Here is a 19,425-nt window from a genome sequence, read left to right as displayed (position 1 = left end):
TGGTGTATTTTTAGGCCAATACATACATTCAGTTAAAATAGGCCTGCCAGGAGTTTTCCCCGCATGAGTGCCATTACTCCATACGATTGGGCAATTATTGCCTTCGTGATCGGCGTTACATTCCTTTGTGTCTTTATGCTTACAGTACCATTACTCCTTGGTGGTAAGTCATGGGGACGTGCTAAACAAGAACAGTTTGAATCCGGCGTTGTCGGTGCAGGCGGGGCGCGTATTCGCTTGTCTGCAAAATTCTATCTTGTTGCAATCTTTTTTGTTGTTTTCGATGTGGAAGCACTTTATCTATATGCTTGGTCGACTTCGGTTCGTGAAGTGGGCTGGTTCGGTTATGCAACCGTAACTGTATTTGTGGTCGAACTCTTAATTGGTTTAGTTTATGCCTTATCTGTTGGTGCTTTAACTTGGTCACCATACGATCGCCGTAAGGCAGCAGGAACATTACCAAAAATTGGCTCGCCAAATATGGATATTGCTGAAATCACTCGATTCAATTCAATTGAAGAATTGGTATGTGACCCAACAGGAAACATTCCTGCCCAATCTCGCGTAAAAAAAACCACAGTCATGGCTGACAACAAGGAGTAATACGGGATGAAATATACACTTACCCGTGCTAATCCAGAGGCGGATCAATATCCGTTACAAGAACGACAAATCGTTAATGACCCTCTTCAGGAAGAAGTGAATAAAAACGTATTCATGACTCGATTGGAAGATGTGATGCATAACGTTGTCAACTGGGGTCGTAAAAACTCCGTTTGGCCGTTTAACTTTGGTACATCATGTTGCTATGTTGAATATGCAACGACTTTAACTGGCGTACATGACTTGTCACGCTTTGGCGCAGAAGTGATTCGAGCTTCACCGCGTCAGGCAGATTTAATGATTGTTGCTGGAACTTGCTTTGTAAAAATGGCACCAGTTATTCAGCGTTTGTATGAACAAATGCTTGAACCGAAATGGGTCATTTCTATGGGTGCATGTGCCAATTCTGGCGGTATGTACGACATTTATTCGGTGGTACAAGGCGTGGATAAAATTATCCCTGTCGATGTATACGTTCCGGGGTGTCCACCACGTCCAGAAGCTTTAATTCAAGCGTTAATGTTGTTACAAGACCAAATTCAACTTGAGCGCAGACCGCTTTCTGCTGTGATTGGTGATGATCTTAAGCCAGTATATAAGCCAAAGATGATGCCAGAACGTGACCGCAAAAATGCCGAACGTATCGCAGTGAAAAACTTACGCTCTATGGATGAGATCGAATAATCTAAGCGAAGGATTGTGTTCCGCCAATCATGGGCGGAATTTTCGTTAGGATTTAAAAGAATTTGTATTAAAAAGGAAGCCAAGCCAATGGCTGAAACTGAAATTGCTATGCCAGAAGAATCGAGCCAAGCTGATTCGCGCCCAGCATTTGCAATTGTAGAAGAGATCAAAACCAAATTTGGTGATAGCTTCTATGTGCAACCGACTTGTGAAGATTTTCCAACGGTCTGGGTTGAGCGTGCGCGCGTACACGAAGTTTTAATGTTCTTGCGTACGGTGTCACGTCCATATGTCATGTTGTTTGACTTATCTGCGGTGGATGAGCGCATGCGCCAACATCGTGAAGGCTTACCAGCATCTGACTTTACTGTGTTTTATCACCTTCTTTCTTTAGAGCGCAATGCCGATATTCGCATTAAAATTGCGCTGAATGAAAGTGACTTAAACGTTCCAACAGTATCGAATATTTGGCCAAATGCCAACTGGTATGAGCGTGAAGCTTATGACATGTTTGGGATTCATTTCGACGGGCATCCAATGCTGCGTCGTATTTTGTTGCCAACCTATTGGGAAGGTCATCCATTACGTAAAGAATATTCTGCACGTGCTACCGAATATACCCCATACATGCAAAACCAAGCCAAACAGGACTTCGAGCAAGAACACTTGCGCTTTGTACCTGAAGATTGGGGCTTAAAACGCGGCAATAAAGACGAAGACTTCATGTTCTTGAACTTAGGTCCGAACCATCCATCTGCGCACGGTGCATTCCGTATTATCTTGCAGCTTGATGGTGAGGAAGTGAAAGACTGTGTGCCAGATATTGGTTATCACCACCGTGGTGTGGAAAAGATGGCTGAACGTCAAACATGGCATTCATTCATTCCGTATACAGACCGTGTCGACTACTTAGGTGGTTGTGCACAGAACATGCCGTATGTAATGGGTGTTGAAAAATTGGCAGGCATTACTGTGCCAGATCGTGCACAATGTATTCGTGTCATGATGTCGGAATTGTTCCGTATCAACAACCACTTACTGTTTATTGGTACTGCAATCCAAGATACAGGCGGTATGACCCCAGTATTCTACATGTTTGCTGACCGTCAAAAAATCTATGATGCGATTGAAGCGATTACAGGTTTCCGTATGCATCCAGCGTGGTTCCGTATTGGTGGAACAGCGCATGACCTTCCAAACAACTGGCAAAAACTGATTCGCGAAATCTTAGAGTGGATGCCTAAACGTTTGGACGAGTACTACACTGCGGCACTGAAAAACTCGGTATTTATTGCTCGTACCCGTAATGTGGCTCAGTACGATGCAAAATCTGCATTGGCTTGGGGCGTAACCGGTACAGGTTTGCGTGCCACAGGTATTGACTTCGACGTACGTAAATATCGTCCGTACTCTGGTTACGAAAATTACGACTTCGATGTACCACTTGAGTACGAAGGCGATGCGTATGCGCGTGTCATGGTGCATTTCCATGAAATTCGTGAATCGCTCAAAATTATCAAGCAATGCTTAGATAACATGCCGTCTGGTGCGTACAAAGCCGATCATCCTTTGGCTGTTCCACCACCAAAAGACAAGACCTTACAAGACATTGAAACCTTGATTACGCACTTCTTAAGCGTATCTTGGGGTCCTGTAATGCCTGCGGGCGAATCGTCTGTGATGGCGGAAGTGGTGAAGGGCGCAAGTAACTATTATTTGACTTCAGATAAGTCAACCATGAGTTACCGTACCCGTATTCGTACGCCAACCTTCACCCATTTGCAGCAAATGCCTTCGGTCATTAACGGCAGTTTGGTTTCTGACTTGATCATTTACTTGGCAACCATTGACGTGGTTATGGCCGACGTGGATCGTTAAGGACAACAGATTATGATGATTTTGACTGATAAAAAACCACGTGTGAATGTTGAGGGGATTTTGACTGCGGACGAAATCCACGAAATTGAACATCACATTGGTCATTATCCATACCCGCGTGCAGCATCGTTAGATGCGTTGAAGCACGTACAACGCCGTAATGGTTGGGTGGATGATGCGCAAATGAATGCCATTGCACAGCTATTAAGCATGAGTGTTGCGGACTTAGAAGGTGTTGCAACGTTCTATAACCGTATTTACCGTCAGCCTGTTGGTCGCCACGTTATTTTGCTGTGTGACTCAATTGCCTGCTTCTTAATGGGTGCAGAAACTTTGGCGGAAGCATTCCAACGCGAGCTTGGTATTGCCTTTGGACAAACCACTGCTGATGGTCGCTTTACTTTGCTGCCAATTTGCTGCTTAGGTAATTGCGACAAAGGCCCAACTTTGATGATTGATGAAGACACACATGGTTTAGTTGATGTGACTTCAGTCAAACAGTTATTGGAGAAGTATCTATGAATACCGAACCAAAACCAATTTATGGCGACGGCAACCCCGACACGCATCCACTCACTTGGCGTTTAAGCAAACAAGAACATGTGCGTAATGCAGATGATTTTGAAGCTTTAGAAGGCTATGCTGGCTTTAAAAAAGCATTAAGCATGCCACCGAAAGATGTGCTTGAAGTGATTAAAGCCGCAACGGTAAAAGGTCGTGGTGGTGCAGGTTTCCCAGCAGGGATTAAATGGTCACTTATGGCACCGAATGATGGCGGTCCACGCTATCTCATCTGTAATGCAGATGAAATGGAGCCGGGTACATTTAAAGACCGCTTGTTGATGGAAAAATTGCCGCATCAGCTAATCGAAGGGATGTTGATTGCAGGTTATACGCTTGAAGCAACCCAAGGCTACATTTTTATTCGCGGTGAATATATTGAAGCTGCGCAATATTTAAATGAAGCCTTAGATCAAATTCGTGCCAAAGGTTACTTGGGTGAAAACATCCTTGGAACAGGCTGGAACTTTGAAATGCATGTGCATACGGGCGCAGGGCGTTATATTTGCGGTGAAGAAACTGCATTGATTAACTCGCTTGAAGGTCGCCGTGCCAATCCACGGACTAAACCGCCATTCCCGCAAGTTGCAGGGGCATGGGGTCGTCCAACCATTGTCAACAACGTTGAAACCTATAACAACTTGCCAGCGATTATGCTTCGTGGGCCTGAGTGGTATATTGGCTTATCTGCGGGTAAATCGAAAGATCCAGGTACCAAAATTTATGGTGCATCGGGCAAGGTGAAATTCCCGGGTCTTTGGGAATTGCCATTTGGTACCACAGCACGTGAAGTGATTGAAGACCATGCAGGTGGTATGCGTGACGGTTTAACCTTAAAAGCATGGTTACCGGGCGGCGCATCGACCGACTTCTTGGCAGCAGAACACATCGATTTGCCAATGGATTCTGAAACCATTATGAAAGCAGGTTCACGTTTAGGAACATGTTTGCTCATGGTGGTGGATGAAACCCAATGTATGGTGTCTGCAACGCGTAATTTAGAAGAATTCTTTGCGCGCGAGTCTTGTGGTTTCTGTACGCCATGCCGTGATGGTTTACCATGGGCAGTAAAAGCTTTAAAAACGCTTGAAAATGGTCAAGGGAAGATGGAAGACATTCAGCATCTGACCGAGCTTACCCGTAAGTTATGGATTGGTAAGACCTTCTGTGCGCACGCACCGGGTGCGATGGAACCATTAATGGGCGCATTAAAATATTTCCGTCACGAGTTTGAAGCAAAGGTTAAAACCCATGCTGCAACTGTTGACGTAGAACAAGCTTAAGGAATTCGACTATGGCTACCATTCATGTCGATGGAAAATCTTACGAAGTCAATGGCTCTGAAAACTTGCTACAAGCGTGTTTAAGCCTTGGCATCGACATTCCATATTTTTGTTGGCATCCGTCCTTAGGTTCTGTCGGTTCTTGCCGTCAATGTGCTGTGACTCAATACGCGAATCCTGAAGATACGCGTGGTCGTTTGGTCATGTCATGTATGACACCGGCATCTGACAATACCTATATTTCGGTTGAAGACAAAGAAGCGACCGATTTTCGTGCTTCGATTGTTGAATTTTTAATGACCAACCACCCACACGACTGCCCAGTCTGTGAAGAAGGTGGACATTGTCATTTACAAGATATGACTGTAATGACTGGTCACGACCGTCGTCGTTATCGCTTTACCAAACGTACCCATCATAACCAAGAACTCGGTTCGTTCATTGCACATGAAATGAACCGCTGTATCGCGTGTTACCGTTGTGTGCGTTATTACAAAGACTACGCAGGCGGCACTGACTTTGGTGTTTATGCCAGTGCTTCGCGAGTGTACTTTGGTCGACCTGAGTCGGGCACGTTAGAGTCTGAATTTTCAGGTAACTTAACCGAAGTTTGCCCAACAGGTGTATTTACCGATAAAACCCACTCGGCACGTTATAACCGTAAATGGGACATGCAGTATGCGCCAAGTGTCTGCCAAGGCTGTTCTTCAGGTTGTAATATTTCTCCGGGTGAGCGTTATGGCGAATTACGCCGTATCGAAAACCGTTTTAATGGTTCAGTAAACCAATACTTCCTTTGCGATAAAGGTCGTTTTGGCGGTGGTTATGTCAACCGTGAAGATCGTCCACGTCAGCCACAATTCCGTCAAGGTCAAACGGTTACCACCGTTTCAGTCGATCAAGCACTTGACCGTGTAATTGCCAATATCCAAGGGCAAAAAGTACTTGGGATTGGTTCACCACGTGCAAGTTTAGAATCGAACTTTGCCTTACGTGAATTGGTTGGACAAGAACATTATTCAACAGGGATGACGCAAAAAGAGCAGTCATTGGTTGAATTGGCCGCTTCAATTTTACAAACAGACGGAATTTATAACCCAACGTTACGTGAAGTTGAAAGTTACGATGCTGTGCTGATTTTAGGTGAAGACTTAACCCAAACTGCGCCACGTATGGCGTTGTCGGTTCGTCAAGCATCTAAAAACAAAGCCAAACAAATGGCGGCAGATCGTCGTACCCCAGATTGGTTGGCTGAACCTGTACAACGTATTGGTCAAGATGAAAAATCACCGATTTACATTTTGGCAGCCACGCAAACCCGCCTTGCCGATGTCGCAACAGGTGAAGTGGTTGCATCGCCAAACGACATTGCACGTTTAGGTTTTGCGGTTGCAGCAGCGGTTAAAGGCGAAGTCATGCTAGGTTTAGCAGACGAGGCCAAAGCCTTTGCACAAACCATTGCAGACACCTTAAAAGCTGCGAAAAAACCGCTAATTATTGCAGGGACAAGCTTGCAATATGCGGCAATTATGGAAGCGGCGGCAGAGCTTACCCAAAGCTTAGGTGCTAATGCGGGTTTAACTTTGGTTGTACCTGAAGTGAACTCGATGGGTCTAGCCTTGTTTGGTGGTTTAAGCCTAGAACAAGCATTTGCTCAAGACTACGACACCTTGGTTGTGGTAGAAAACGATTTGTTCCGCCGGTTACCTGCAGTACAAGTGCAAGCGGCGTTAGACAAAGCTAAAAATGTGATTGTGTTAGATCACAGCGAAACTGAAACCGTGAAAAAAGCCGACGTGGTGTTATCTGCGGCAAGTTTTGCAGAAGGTGACGGTACGGTGGTCAGCCAAGAAGGACGCGCACAGCGTTTTTATCAGGTTTACGACCCAAGCTATTACAAACCAGACTATGCCATTAAAGAATCTTGGCGCTGGTTACACGCGCTTGAAACAGGGCTGAATGGCAAAGCAATTCAGTGGACTGTACTTGACGATGTGATTGAGTCGGTGGTGAAAAATGTACCTGTGCTTGAAGCAATTCAAGATGTTGCACCTGATGCAGGCTACCGCGTACACGGCTTAAAAATTGCTCGTGAACCGCGCCGTTATTCAGGTCGTACTGCACAGCGCGCACAAATTTCAGTACACGAACCAAAACAACCTGTCGATGTTGACTCTGCATTAACGTTCTCGATGGAAGGTTATGTTGGGCCGCAAAAATCGGCGTCATTGGTTCCATTTGCATGGGCACCGGGTTGGAACTCGCCGCAATCTTGGAACAAATACCAAGACGAAGTAGGCGGTCACTTAAAAGGTGGTGATGCAGGTATTCGCTTGTTCGATCGTTTGGCAAAACGTCCTGCGCGTAGTTATGTTGCACCATCGGTTGTGGTTGCCAATACCGACAGCTTCCGTTTAGTGCCAATGCATCACATTTTTGCATCGGGTGAATTTACCGTGAAAACGCCAGCCATGGAATCGCGTATTCCTGAAGCGGTGTTTGCTGTGGGTGAAACGGATGCTTCGCGTTTGAACTTGCAAGATGGTCAAACAATTACAGTAACCGCAGGCGACACGCAAGTGCGTTTACCTGTGCAAGTAATTGAATATTTACCTACAGGTTATATTGGTTATCCAATTGGTTTAGCACCAACGGTATCGTTGGCTGAACCTGTCGCTGTTTCGGTGGGAGTGTAATCATGACTGAACATTTACGCGCACTACCGACTTGGGCAACCGATTGGCCAATCGCTTATAGCGTGGTGCAAGCGATTGTCATCATGTTAGTGGTGGTGATCTTTGCTGCTTTAATGTCGTTTATTGAACGCCGTTTATTGGGCTTATGGCAAGACCGTTACGGTCCGAACCGTGTAGGTCCGGGTGGTATTTTCCAGATTGTTGCCGACATGCTTAAAATCATGTTTAAAGAAGACTGGACACCAACATTTGCCGACAAATTAACTTTCCGTTTAGCACCAGCAGTTGCCATGGCAACTGCGGTACTGTCGTACATGGTCATTCCTGTGAGCCCGTACTTAGGTGCAGCAGACATGAACATTGGCCTGTTGTTCTTTATGGCAATGGCCGGCATTGCAGTCTACGCGGTGTTATTTGGTGGTTGGTCATCAAATAACAAATATGCCTTACTTGGTGCGCTACGTTCATCTGCACAGACCATTTCTTATGAAGTGTTCTTGGGTATCTCTTTAATGGGCGTTGTCGCGATTGCAGGTTCTTTTAGCTTGCGTGATATCGTTGAATCACAACGTGATATTTGGAACATTGTGCCGCAGTTCATTGGCTTTATGGTTTTTGTGGTGGCAGGTGTTGCGGTCACGCATCGTCATCCATTTGACCAACCAGAAGCTGAGCAAGAATTGTCTGAAGGTTACCATGTCGAATATGGCGGCATGAAATGGGGAATGTTCTTTGTTGCCGAATACGTCAACATCGTCTTAATTTCATCACTCATTGTGACGCTGTTTTTTGGCGGCTGGCTTGCACCATTTAACTTAGAAGTGTCATTTATTCCACCTGCATTTTGGTTCATTACCAAAACAGCATTCTTTGTAATGATGTTTATTTTGGCGCGTGGTGCACTCATGCGCCCTCGTTATGACCAAGTCATGAATTTTGGTTGGAAAGTGTGCTTACCGTTGGCGTTGGTTAACCTGTTGGTGACCGGTGCTGTCATTTTAATTAAGCATTCGGTTTAAGGCAGCAGGGAGAATAAAATGATTAAAATTCTAGCTGGTGTCGGGTCTGTTGTACGAACTTTGTGGATGGTTTTTTCACATGCCACACGTAAACGTGACACGATTTTATATCCAGAAGTACCTGCCGAGCAGATTGTGCCACCACGTTACCGTGGACGTATTGTCTTAACGCGTGACCCAGATGGCGAAGAGCGTTGTGTTGCATGTAACCTTTGTGCTGTTGCTTGTCCTGTCGGTTGTATTTCGCTGCAAAAAGCAGAAAAAGAAGATGGACGTTGGTATCCTGAATTTTTCCGTATCAACTTCTCACGCTGCATTTTCTGCGGCATGTGTGAAGAAGCGTGTCCAACCACAGCCATTCAGTTAACACCTGATTTCGAATTAGGTGAATACGTGCGCCAAGACTTGGTTTATGAAAAAGAAAACTTACTGATTTCAGGTCCAGGTAAATACCCAGATTACAACTTCTACCGTGTAACGGGTATGGCAGTTAGCGGTAAAGAAAAAGGGCAAGCGCAAAAAGAAAGCGCACCTGTCGATGTACGGAGCTTATTACCATGATGTGGCCATTTTATTTAATGGCTCTCGTGGCCATTGTATCGACAGTCCGCGTTGTGACTAACGCCAATCCTGTTCATGCTTTACTTAACTTAATTGTGTCTTTACTGGCAGTTGCAGGTATTTTCATGATGGTAGGCGCGCCGTTTGCAGGTGCGCTTGAAGTCATCGTTTATGCTGGCGCAATTATGGTGTTGTTTGTGTTTGTGGTGATGATGCTGAACCTAGGTCAGCATACCGTTGCACAAGAACGCCAATGGTTGACGTCTGATGCATGGGCTGTGCCTGCGTTAATGAGCTTTTTGCTTGGTTTAACGTTGGTGTGGATGTTGGGCAGTGATTACACCCCAACCCAAGCTGCTTTAGGTCATACCGTCATTGAGCCAAAAGCAGTGGGTGAAGCCTTATTTACCCAATATGTATTACTGGTTGAAATTGCAGGGATGCTATTGCTTGCCGCATTGGTTGCAGCGTTCCATTTAGGTAAAAGAGAACCAAGCGAGGAGCAAGACTAATGGGGAATATTCCTTTAGAACACGGCTTGATCGTTGCATCTGTTCTGTTCGCACTCGGTTTTTACGGTGTGATGGTGCGTCGCAATTTTCTATTTATTCTGATGAGCCTTGAAATCATGATGAACGCTGCTGCATTGGCCTTTGTGCTAGCAGGCAGCGTTTGGGGACAGGCTGATGGTCAGATTATGTTTATCTTTGTATTGACCTTGGCTGCTGCTGAAGCATGTATTGGTTTAGCAATCGTTCTTCAGTTTTATCATCGCTTCCATCATTTGGATGTGGATGCTGCAAGTGAGATGCGCGGATGAGTTATTTATTTCTAACCATATTATTTCCGCTAATTGGGTTTTTAATCTTAGCGGCAGGGCAAGACAAGCTTTCTGAAAACGTTGCAGCCATTGTAGGTGTCGGTTCAGTTGGTTTATCTGCTTTATTTGCATTCATTGCAGGCTCGACTTTTTTAGCAAGCGGTGAACATGTATATGTTCAACATTTGTGGACATGGTTTAACGTGGCGGGTTTTGCACCTGAGTTTAGCTTACATTTAGATGGCTTATCGTTGCTGATGTTAGGCATGATCACAGGCGTTGGCTTCTTAATTCATATCTTCGCTTCGTGGTATATGCGCGGTGAAGACGGTTATGCACGTTTCTTCTCTTACTTTAACCTGTTCGTTGCGAGCATGGTGATTTTGGTATTAGGCGATAACCTTGCAGTACTGTTCTTGGGTTGGGAAGGCGTAGGTCTATGTTCTTACCTGTTAATTGGCTTCTACTATTCAAACCCAGACAACGGTTGGGCTGCAATTAAAGCTTTTACCGTAACCCGTATTGGTGACGTCTTCTTACTGATTGCATTGTTCTTAATTTACCAACAGTTTGGTACTTTGCACATTGCAACGATTGTCGACAATGCACACACGGTATTGGCACAAAACCATAGCTTAACCATTTGGACAGCGTTAATGTTGTTCTTAGGTGCAGCAGGTAAGTCAGCGCAAATTCCACTACAAACGTGGTTGGCAGATGCAATGGCAGGTCCAACGCCAGTTTCTGCGTTAATTCACGCGGCAACCATGGTGACCGCGGGCGTGTATTTAACATGCCGTACCCATACTGTGTTTGAAATGGCACCTGAAGTGATGCAGTTTATTTCTGTAACAGGTGCAATCACATTATTGGTGGCAGGTTTTGCAGCCTTGGTACAAACCGACATCAAACGTGTCTTGGCTTACTCAACCATGAGTCAGTTAGGATATATGTTTATGGCGGTGGGTGCAGAAGCGTATCAAGCGGGTTTATTCCACATGCTTGCCCACGCATTCTTCAAAGCCTTATTGTTCTTGTCGTCTGGTGCAGTAATTTTGGCGTGTCATCACGAACAAAATATTATGAAGATGGGCGGACTTTGGAAAAAAATTCCATTCGTTTTTGCATGTTTTGTGGTCGGTGGCGGTGCGCTTGCAGCGATTCCATTCTTAACCGTGGGCTTCTTCTCTAAAGATGCAATTTTAGGTGAAGTTTACGCACATGGCGTGTTGGCAAATCTTCCATTGTACAACTGCTTATATTGGGCAGGGGTAGCAGGGGCATTCTTAACCTCAATTTATACCTTCCGTTTAATTTGGTTGGTATTCTTTGGTGAAGAAAAAACCCATGCACACGAAATTAAAGGTGTGACTTATTGGGGGCCACTTTCAATTTTACTTGTCCTCTCAACAGCAGTCGGTGCATTGCTAAAAGCACCTGTTACAAACTTGCTTACAGCAGCAAAAATTCCTGCTTTTGACATTCCTGAAAACTTAGAAGCAATGGTACACGGTGCAGAACATACGGCTGTGGGCATTGCCTTGGTTGGTTTGGCGATTGGCGTGGTGTTATTTGCCTTTGCTTATGGTGCAGTGAAAGCATTTGCTCAAACTTCATTCGGTGCAGGTGTTGCCAATATTTGGCGCAATGCATTTGGTTTTGATGCCTTATATAACCTCATTTTTGTACAACCTTATTTACTAATTGCGAAAATTTTAGGTCGTGATCCAATTGATGGCATGTGGCTGGTATTACCTGCGCTCGTAAAAGGCGGTAACAGTTTTACAAGTTCACGCCAAACAGGTTTATTACGTGAATATGCATCAAGCATGTCACTTGGCATTGTGGTATTGCTGATGATCTTGATTGTGATGCAGGTCGTGGGGAAATAAAATGGAAAACAATTTAATTCTACCCGCGTTGATCCTTGTTCCGTTCATTGCAGGTTTCTTATGCTGGTTGGTCGATAAAGTCGATCAACACCTTCCACGTTGGATTGCCTTGATTGGCATGGTCGTAACATTGGCTTTAAGCTTAGTGCTTTGGAGCCATGGTAACTACCAATTTGAACTGGGCGCACAAGCACCGACTTTTGCCAGTGAATTTTATTTGCCGTGGATTGATTCTTTAGGCATTAGCATTCATTTAGCAGTCGATGGTTTATCTTTAATGATGGTGGCTTTGACCGCATTATTAGGTATTTTAGCGGTTGGCTGTTCTTGGGGTGAAATCCAAAAGAATGTTGGCTTCTTCCACTTAAACTTACTTTGGAGTTTAGGTGGGGTGATTGGGGTGTTTTTATCAATCGATTTGTTCTTGTTCTTCTTCTTCTGGGAGATGATGCTGGTTCCAATCTATTTCTTAATTGCGCTTTGGGGTCACAAAGGCTCGAATGGCCGCTCACGCGTTTACGCTGCTACTAAATTCTTTATCTACACTCAAGTTTCAGGCTTGATCATGTTGATCGGGATTTTAGGACTAGTGGTGTGGGGTTACTTACTGACCAATCGTACCGTATTAAGTTTTGACTACAACTTCTTAATGCAAGTGGCGCATCACATTCCACCACAATTTGCCTATGCCTTCATGGTCTGTATGTTTATTGGTTTTGCAGTGAAACTTCCTGTATTTCCATTGCATGGTTGGTTGCCTGATGCGCATGCACAAGCACCAACAGCAGGTTCGGTCGACTTAGCTGGTATTTTGATTAAAACAGCGGCTTACGGTTTGCTTCGTTTTGTCATTCCATTCTTCCCACAAGCTTCAGCGCAATTTGCTGATATTGCAATTGTGCTTGGTTTAATTGGCATTTTCTATGGCGCATGGTGTGCATTCCATCAAACCGATATGAAGCGTTTGTTGGCTTATACTTCAATTTCGCACATGGGCTTTATTTTACTTGCCATTTATGCAGGTAACATTTTGACGTATCAAGGTTTAATGATCATGATGTTGGCACACGGCTTATCGTCTGCTGCACTGTTCATTATGTGTGGTCAGATTTATGAGCGTACCCATACTCGTGATTTACGTTTGATGGGTGGTATGCGTGGTCAATTCCGTTATTTACCAATTTTTCTGATGTTCTTTGTTGCAGCCTTGGTCGGTTTACCAGGTTTGGGTAACTTTGTGGGTGAATTCCTCATTTTAATGGGCTCATTTGGCAAATATCCAACCTTTACCATTCTTGCAGCAGTGAGCTTAGTGTTTGCAGGCTTATACGGATTAATCTTGATTCACCGTACTTTGTTTGGTGAACCCAACAAAGAACAACAGCAACATTATGCACAACCGTTGAAAGATTTATCGGCACGTGAAATTATGCTACTGATGATTTGTGTGATTGGTTTAGTGTGGCTAGGTGTTTATCCACAAACCTTCCTTGATATTTCAAATTCAAGCATGCATTGGTTAGCGAATAGTTATATCCCTGTTCAAAATGGTGCAGATTTGATGCAACATGCTATCAGCCAACTTGATAATGTGGAGATGCAATAACATGAACTTCACACTCCATTTTTCAGATTTATTGCCATTAGCACCGACTATTATTGTGTCGTTAACAGTCGTTGTACTGCTAATTTTAACCGCAATTAAACGTAACCATGCTGTCATTGCGACAGCATCGGTGGTTGGACTGAATTTAGCGGCATTTTATATTCTGCTAGAAATGTTTGCGGGAAATTCTCAGCCTGCAAGTATTATGGGTATGTTCGTCATTGACCCATTTACCATGCTCTATCAGCTCATGATTTTGATTGCAGCATTGGCATGTTGTACCTTGTCACATGCGTATATCGAAAACTATAAAGACAACCGTGAAGAACTTTATATCTTAATGCTGCTCTCGACTGCGGGTGCATTATTAATGGTAGCAAGTACGCACTATGCATCGTTCTTTATTAGCTTAGAACTCATGTCTGTACCAATGTATGGCTTATTGGCCTATACCCATGAACGTGGTAAGTCGCTAGAAGCGGGTATGAAATACTTGGTGTTGTCTGCAACAGCATCGGCAATGTTACTGATGGGTATTGCATATGTTTATGCCTATACAGGATCATTGTCATTCTATACAGGCTTTATGCCATTGTTAGAAGCAATCAAAGCAGGCAATCCAATGGTGGTATTGGGGCTTGGTCTGATTATTTTTGCGATGGCATTTAAATTGTCACTTGCACCATTCCACAAATGGACACCTGACGTTTACCAAGGTGCGCCTGCACCAATTGCAACCTTCTTAGCAACTGCTGCAAAAGTGGCAACAATTGGTTTGTTTGTACGTTATGTATTGGCTGCGGGTACGCTGATTCCATCGATTAGTGTGGTGCTAAGTATTATTGCAGTCTTGTCAATTTTGGCAGGTAACTTACTTGCAGTACGTCAAGTCAATTTAAAACGTGTTTTGGCATATTCATCGATTGCACATTTTGGTTATTTGCTCATTGCTTTAGTCAGCAAAAACTATTTCAGTTTAGACAGCGTTAACCTATACATGGTGGTGTATGTCTTAACGACAATTGGTGCATTTGGTGTGGTGACATTAATGTCAAGTCCATATCAAAATAGTGATGAAGCAGAAAGCGTAGCTGATTACCGTGGTTTGTTTTGGCGTCGTCCTGTTTTAACGGCAACTCTTACAGTGATGTTATTGTCGTTGGCTGGTATTCCGTTAACGGCAGGCTTTATTGGTAAGTTCATGATTGTGAAAGCGACAATTGAAACAGGTCATTGGTTCTTAGCCGCGATGATTATTGTGGGTAGTGGTATTGGTTTGTATTACTATTTGCGTGTGATGATTGTAATGTATATGACACCACCTGAAACCCCACGTATTGATGCCGAAAAGCATTGGGGGCAAAAAGCAGGCGGGGTTATGGTACTTGCTGTAACGGTATTGGTGATTTTCTTCGGTGTGTATCCAGACCTACTGATTAAAGTTGCAACCGCAGCACAATTGCTTGCACCAATTCAAAATTTACTTTTTGGTCACTAAGTTCACCACTTAATCCAAATAAAAAGCCCTCATGATGAGGGCTTTTTTATTTTTTGTTAAAAAAGCGATATACTAGGCAGAATATTTATTATTAGGTCATTCTCCCGTGTCTATTCAAGAAATACGTCATCCGTTAATCCGTCATAAATTAGGCTTATTACGCCGTGCCGACATTAGCACGAAAAACTTCCGTGAACTTTCACAAGAAGTAACGATGTTGTTGACCTATGAAGCGACCAAAGATTTACCTGTAGTTGACCATGAAATTGATGGTTGGGCAGGCGAGGTGACCACACAGCGTATTGCGGGTAAAAAAATTACTGTTGTGCCAATTTTACGTGCAGGTATTGGCATGTTAGATGGCGTACTTAATTTAATTCCGAGTGCAAAAGTGAGTGTACTTGGTCTTGAACGTGACGAAGAAACCCTTGAAGTACGGACTTACTATAAAAAATTAGTACCTGATGTTGCAAACCGTATTGCCATGATTATTGATCCAATGCTTGCAACAGGTAATTCACTGATTGCTGCAATTGATGTGTTAAAAGCCAGTGGTTGTAAAGACATTCGCGTGATGGTTTTGGTTGCTGCCCCTGAAGGCGTTGCCAAAGTTGAAGCCTTGCATCCTGATGTGCGTATCTTCACTGCATCGGTTGATGATGGTTTAAATGAGCAAGGTTATATTGTGCCGGGTCTGGGCGATGCGGGCGATAAAATTTTTGGTAGCGTGCAAAAAGACTAAGCAGATTAAATCCGTGAAAAAGCGTGCCTTCTATCCGATAAATGATTTATTGTAAAAGTGCGCTTTTTCTTTTGATCGCCTGTTAGGGCGGTATTCACCGTATAGAGTATCTGTTATGAAGCAAGAGTTTTATCACGGCAAAGTGAAACAATATAATCCCGATAAAGGATTTGGTTTTATTGGCACCAGTGAAGGTGACGTGTTTTTTCATATTTCAGAATATCCTGCTGAGTATGAACCGAAGCGCAATGAAAAAGTAAAATTTTTGGTGCAAGAAAATGGTGGAAAATTTAAAGCCATCAAAATTGAACGGATTGATCCAAATCCTGCTAAAACCAAGAAAAATAAAATTATGGATCACAACAAATCCATTACCAATGCACTACTCAATAATTTTCGTAGCGAATAAAAGCTCAAATAAAAACCCATCTATCATTGATGGGTTTTTATTTGAATGAGTTACTTCTTGCTTAACTGTAATGGTGGTCACGATGCTTTTTTTGTACCACATTTTGGGCAAAACAGCATACTCTCACTAAGTTGATAACCACAGCCAGTACAAAACATAGGTACTTGTGCTTCAGATGTACCTGTATTTGTTGTCGTTGGATTGAGATTGAAGGTAGCTTCAGCCATCGTAATTCCAATTTCTGCCGCATTTGCAGCCTGAGTTGGATGTTGCATGGCATGGTTAATTTGGTTAATGCTCGCGATACGGCTTAAATCGGTGTTGGCCGTTGGCGCAACAATCATGCTTTGGTCTTGAATAAAAGTCGCCAAATGCTCCTTAAGTTCAAGTGCTGCATCTTTACGTGCCACCATATTTAAAATGCTGCGCTGCTGATACTTACCAAAAGTTGTGGTACTAATTTCGGCATACCATACGCGCAAAGTCATGGTTTCAACATTAATCACATTTTTTTGCGTTTTAATGGTGTCTTCTAAATAGCGTCCAAAATCTACGCGCGATAACTGATAATTGCCTTTAACTTCGACCCAAATTAAAGTTGAAACAAAGTCGAAACGGCTCCATAAATAATTGCCGTGATCGAAACAAAATTTGCCTAGAATCCACATCGACAAGCCAAAAAAGCCCAAGCCAAAATAAGAAAAATCGACAAAACGACCATTGTAAAGGCTTGTTGCAAATAGCCCGAGCAGTACCACCGCAACCAAGAAGCACAGTATCCCAAAGCTATTTAATACACCTAACCAGCGGTATTGAGCTTCTTTAAAACACGATGATAAGGTCATGTCTTTACGTGTATTGACAGGAACAGGTTGAGTTTCTTCTAAAATTTCGCCCTCAAAGCTACCACGTTCTTGATTAAGTTCTAAATTAGGAAGTAAACGTGAGTAGATGCGATTCGGAATGGCACTGACCCATTGATTTTGTAAATGGCGTTCTAACTCATCAAACAGTTGTGCTGGTTGGCAGTTCATACTCAAACTGTCTTGTACCATGCCTGTACTGGCTTGAGGCGGTTTTTTTACAATTTGGGCAAGCACAGCCAAGAAAAATAATCCAATTGCAATTAATGCTGCAATTAAGGTGAAAATGGCTTTATCCATCCCTGGTAACCATGTGGGAGCAACTGCATTTTGGGTGAAAAATGGCAAGACAACAGGCCCTAAAATTGCAATCACCACCAAAATAATAACCTTAGACACTCCTAAATCTTGGCTCACATTTTTGGGGCTTGCCATTGGTCGAAGTAATATAGCTAAAGCGAGTATGTTATAAAAAATGCCTAACCATTCCGCTACATTGGGTGCTGCGCCTAATTTTGCGACTAAAGCGCTCAGTAGCGTAATAATAAAAACAATCGCATTTTGAAATTGAACTTCAGCTGCATGGCGAATGAACAGCGGAGAGAAAATCAGATGAGGAAATATGCTATATAAGATTCCATTGACTGAACCATGTGGCTCTTTATAGCTTAGGGCGTTTTGCCTTAGCATTTCCTTAATACTTTGTGCACCTTGGGTGCTACCTAATTGTTGAGCAGAAAATTCTTGTGCTAAGCCAATAGGTTGATTGCGACCAAAATAAAATTTTAAGTTGGCGAGTCCTTTTGCAAGGAGTAAGCCACCATAGCCTAGCATACCTATGCCAAGGAGTAATGGAATGGCGGCTGCCAACAAATTGTTATGTAAGACAGATTTGGCATGAAACAATAACCACATACCTGCCATCATAAAGATGACAGCACCTAAAATTTTAAAGAAGTTTTCTATTTTATATGGGTTTGGAAACTCAAAGCGTTGATCTTGTGAGTTGTATTCATACGCCATATTGTGTGCTCCTGATAGCGTGTGATGTGCGCGTTTTGTCGTAAATTTTAGCAAAAGATATAAAAAAATTTTTCATAAATTGTTTCGTATTTTCAATTTTACTCTTCAAAGAAGTATCAATTTTGTCGCTTTTTTTTGAGAAATATAGCAAATTAACTCATTGATGCGTCCCATGATGGGTTAAGAAAATCAGAAAATATCTGAATATTTTTACTACGTTTAATTCTGTTTTGCTTTGTTACAGGATCTACGGTTTGCAAATTTTAAAAAAAGCTTCTCATGTTAAGAAGCTTTTTGGGGATAGAATTTTATATTTAAGTGATGAGCTTTTAAGTTTCACAAAATTGCATAAAGGCTTTGAGTCCAGGCCCTTGGTATTTATGACGGTGTACTAACATATAAAGTGGACGTTTAAGCTCCCAAAAAGGGGTATTCAAAATGACTAATTTCCCTTTTTCAAGCAATGGTTCAATTGCAAGCCGAGAAATACAAGACATGCCTAAACCACCTGCGACAATTTTTAAAATAGCCTCATTGTGTCCGAGCGTTAAACGGATATTGGCATCTGGAACATCTTTTAAAATGGCATTATCAAAGACTTCACGCGTGCCTGAGCCTTCTTCACGTAAAATCCATTCAACCTCCAAGAAATCTTGCGCGGTGAGTGGACGATCTAATTGTGCAAGTGGATGACTGGGTGCACAGCAAACAGCAAGTTCATCATTACGCCAATGAATACACTGTAATTGTGGCAGATGGCATGAACCTTCAATTAACGCTAAATCAAGCTGAAACTGATTGACGGCTTCAATCATTTGACGGGTATTACCCACCTGTAGTTGTAAATGTGCTTGAGGTTGTTGCTGTAGGAAGTTAGCCATTAAGTCTGGCATTAAATAGTCACTAATGGTGAGTGTTGCACCTAAGCGTAAATCGATACTTTGCAACTCTCCCTTGGCAATTTGCTCAAAGCTTTCACAGCGACCTAAAATTTCTAAGGCTTGTGGCAGTAAAAAACGTCCTAATTCGTTGAGCTGTAAGCGTTTACCTAAACGGTCAAATAACGGAGCGCCTAAGCCATCTTCAAGGTCTGCTAAGGCCATACTTGCGGCACTTTGGGTGAGTCGGACAGCATCGCTGGCTTTGGTGACCGTTCCTTCTTGGGCTACGGCAACAAATACAGCCAATTGTCGTAAAGTCATGCGCATAATAAAAGCCTTAACTGAGGGAAATATCAATATTTGTTGTGTCATGCTAACATGAGCCGACAATTTCTTGCACCTTGAA

General features: G+C 43.1%; 17 protein-coding genes. 15 read left to right on the top strand and 2 right to left on the bottom strand.

Annotated elements, in window-relative coordinates:
• Window positions 1–63 precede the first annotated feature (63 nt).
• From ndhC to FXN70_RS09795, 15 genes are all read left to right on the top strand, one after another.
• The gene (ndhC, locus tag FXN70_RS09865) at window positions 64–603 is read left to right on the top strand and encodes an NADH-quinone oxidoreductase subunit A (RefSeq protein WP_324647290.1); all 540 of its coding nucleotides are present in this window, start codon (window positions 64–66) and stop codon (window positions 601–603) included.
• A gap of 6 nt (window positions 604–609) precedes the next feature.
• A complete protein-coding gene (locus FXN70_RS09860; RefSeq protein ID WP_324647289.1) occupies window positions 610–1,287 on the top strand; it encodes an NADH-quinone oxidoreductase subunit B family protein in 678 nt (225 codons plus the stop codon).
• 87 nt (window positions 1,288–1,374) lie between these two features.
• Window positions 1,375–3,165, top strand: coding sequence for an NADH-quinone oxidoreductase subunit C/D (gene nuoC / locus FXN70_RS09855; protein WP_324647288.1), 1,791 nt, complete (start codon window positions 1,375–1,377; stop codon window positions 3,163–3,165).
• 12 nt (window positions 3,166–3,177) lie between these two features.
• Window positions 3,178–3,687, top strand: a complete 510-nt coding sequence (gene nuoE, locus FXN70_RS09850; protein ID WP_324626924.1) for an NADH-quinone oxidoreductase subunit NuoE — start codon at window positions 3,178–3,180, stop codon at window positions 3,685–3,687.
• Entirely contained in the window at window positions 3,684–5,009 is a 1,326-nt protein-coding gene (gene nuoF, locus FXN70_RS09845; RefSeq protein ID WP_324647287.1) for an NADH-quinone oxidoreductase subunit NuoF, read from the top strand. Before nuoE ends, nuoF begins: the two co-directional genes overlap by 4 nt.
• Before the next feature lie 11 nt (window positions 5,010–5,020).
• Window positions 5,021–7,705 carry an NADH-quinone oxidoreductase subunit NuoG gene (gene nuoG / locus FXN70_RS09840; protein ID WP_324647286.1) on the top strand — a complete coding sequence of 895 codons (2,685 nt, stop codon included), beginning with the start codon at window positions 5,021–5,023 and terminating at the stop codon, window positions 7,703–7,705.
• Between the two features lie 2 nt (window positions 7,706–7,707).
• Window positions 7,708–8,724, top strand: a complete 1,017-nt coding sequence (gene nuoH / locus FXN70_RS09835) for an NADH-quinone oxidoreductase subunit NuoH (protein ID WP_324647285.1) — start codon at window positions 7,708–7,710, stop codon at window positions 8,722–8,724.
• 18 nt (window positions 8,725–8,742) lie between these two features.
• Complete coding sequence (gene nuoI, locus FXN70_RS09830) at window positions 8,743–9,285, top strand: NADH-quinone oxidoreductase subunit NuoI (RefSeq protein ID WP_324627332.1); 543 nt, start codon at window positions 8,743–8,745, stop codon at window positions 9,283–9,285.
• The gene (nuoJ, locus tag FXN70_RS09825) at window positions 9,285–9,797 is read left to right on the top strand and encodes an NADH-quinone oxidoreductase subunit J (RefSeq protein WP_324627334.1); all 513 of its coding nucleotides are present in this window, start codon (window positions 9,285–9,287) and stop codon (window positions 9,795–9,797) included. Before nuoI ends, nuoJ begins: the two co-directional genes overlap by 1 nt.
• Window positions 9,797–10,105 carry an NADH-quinone oxidoreductase subunit NuoK gene (nuoK, locus tag FXN70_RS09820; protein WP_324627331.1) on the top strand — a complete coding sequence of 103 codons (309 nt, stop codon included), beginning with the start codon at window positions 9,797–9,799 and terminating at the stop codon, window positions 10,103–10,105. Before nuoJ ends, nuoK begins: the two co-directional genes overlap by 1 nt.
• Window positions 10,102–11,997: an NADH-quinone oxidoreductase subunit L gene (gene nuoL, locus FXN70_RS09815; RefSeq protein ID WP_324647284.1), complete on the top strand. Its 1,896-nt coding sequence runs from the start codon at window positions 10,102–10,104 to the stop codon at window positions 11,995–11,997. The genes nuoK and nuoL overlap by 4 nt, the downstream gene beginning before the upstream one ends.
• Window position 11,998: 1 nt before the next feature.
• Window positions 11,999–13,603, top strand: a complete 1,605-nt coding sequence (gene nuoM / locus FXN70_RS09810) for an NADH-quinone oxidoreductase subunit M (RefSeq protein WP_324647283.1) — start codon at window positions 11,999–12,001, stop codon at window positions 13,601–13,603.
• Window position 13,604: 1 nt separating this feature from the next.
• Complete coding sequence (gene nuoN / locus FXN70_RS09805) at window positions 13,605–15,101, top strand: NADH-quinone oxidoreductase subunit NuoN (protein WP_324647282.1); 1,497 nt, start codon at window positions 13,605–13,607, stop codon at window positions 15,099–15,101.
• 106 nt (window positions 15,102–15,207) lie between these two features.
• Window positions 15,208–15,843, top strand: a complete 636-nt coding sequence (upp, locus tag FXN70_RS09800; protein ID WP_324647281.1) for a uracil phosphoribosyltransferase — start codon at window positions 15,208–15,210, stop codon at window positions 15,841–15,843.
• 115 nt (window positions 15,844–15,958) lie between these two features.
• Window positions 15,959–16,252, top strand: a complete 294-nt coding sequence (locus FXN70_RS09795; protein ID WP_324647280.1) for a cold shock domain-containing protein — start codon at window positions 15,959–15,961, stop codon at window positions 16,250–16,252.
• Between the two features lie 77 nt (window positions 16,253–16,329).
• Here FXN70_RS09795 and FXN70_RS09790 read toward each other — a convergent pair whose 3' ends face one another.
• Window positions 16,330–18,138: a zinc ribbon domain-containing protein gene (locus tag FXN70_RS09790; protein WP_324647279.1), complete on the bottom strand. Its 1,809-nt coding sequence runs from the start codon at window positions 18,136–18,138 to the stop codon at window positions 16,330–16,332.
• A gap of 329 nt (window positions 18,139–18,467) precedes the next feature.
• Window positions 18,468–19,346 (bottom strand): LysR family transcriptional regulator GigC, encoded by an 879-nt coding sequence (gene gigC, locus FXN70_RS09785; RefSeq protein ID WP_324647278.1) that lies wholly within the window; start codon window positions 19,344–19,346, stop codon window positions 18,468–18,470.
• Between the last annotated feature and the right edge of the window lie 79 nt (window positions 19,347–19,425).

The sequence above is a fragment of the Acinetobacter sp. MD2 genome (genome assembly GCF_035615575.1).
Classification (GTDB): Bacteria; Pseudomonadota; Gammaproteobacteria; order Pseudomonadales; family Moraxellaceae; genus Acinetobacter.
The sequence above is the reverse complement of the archived record's forward strand: the minus strand, read 5'-3'. Positions and strand labels throughout refer to the sequence as shown.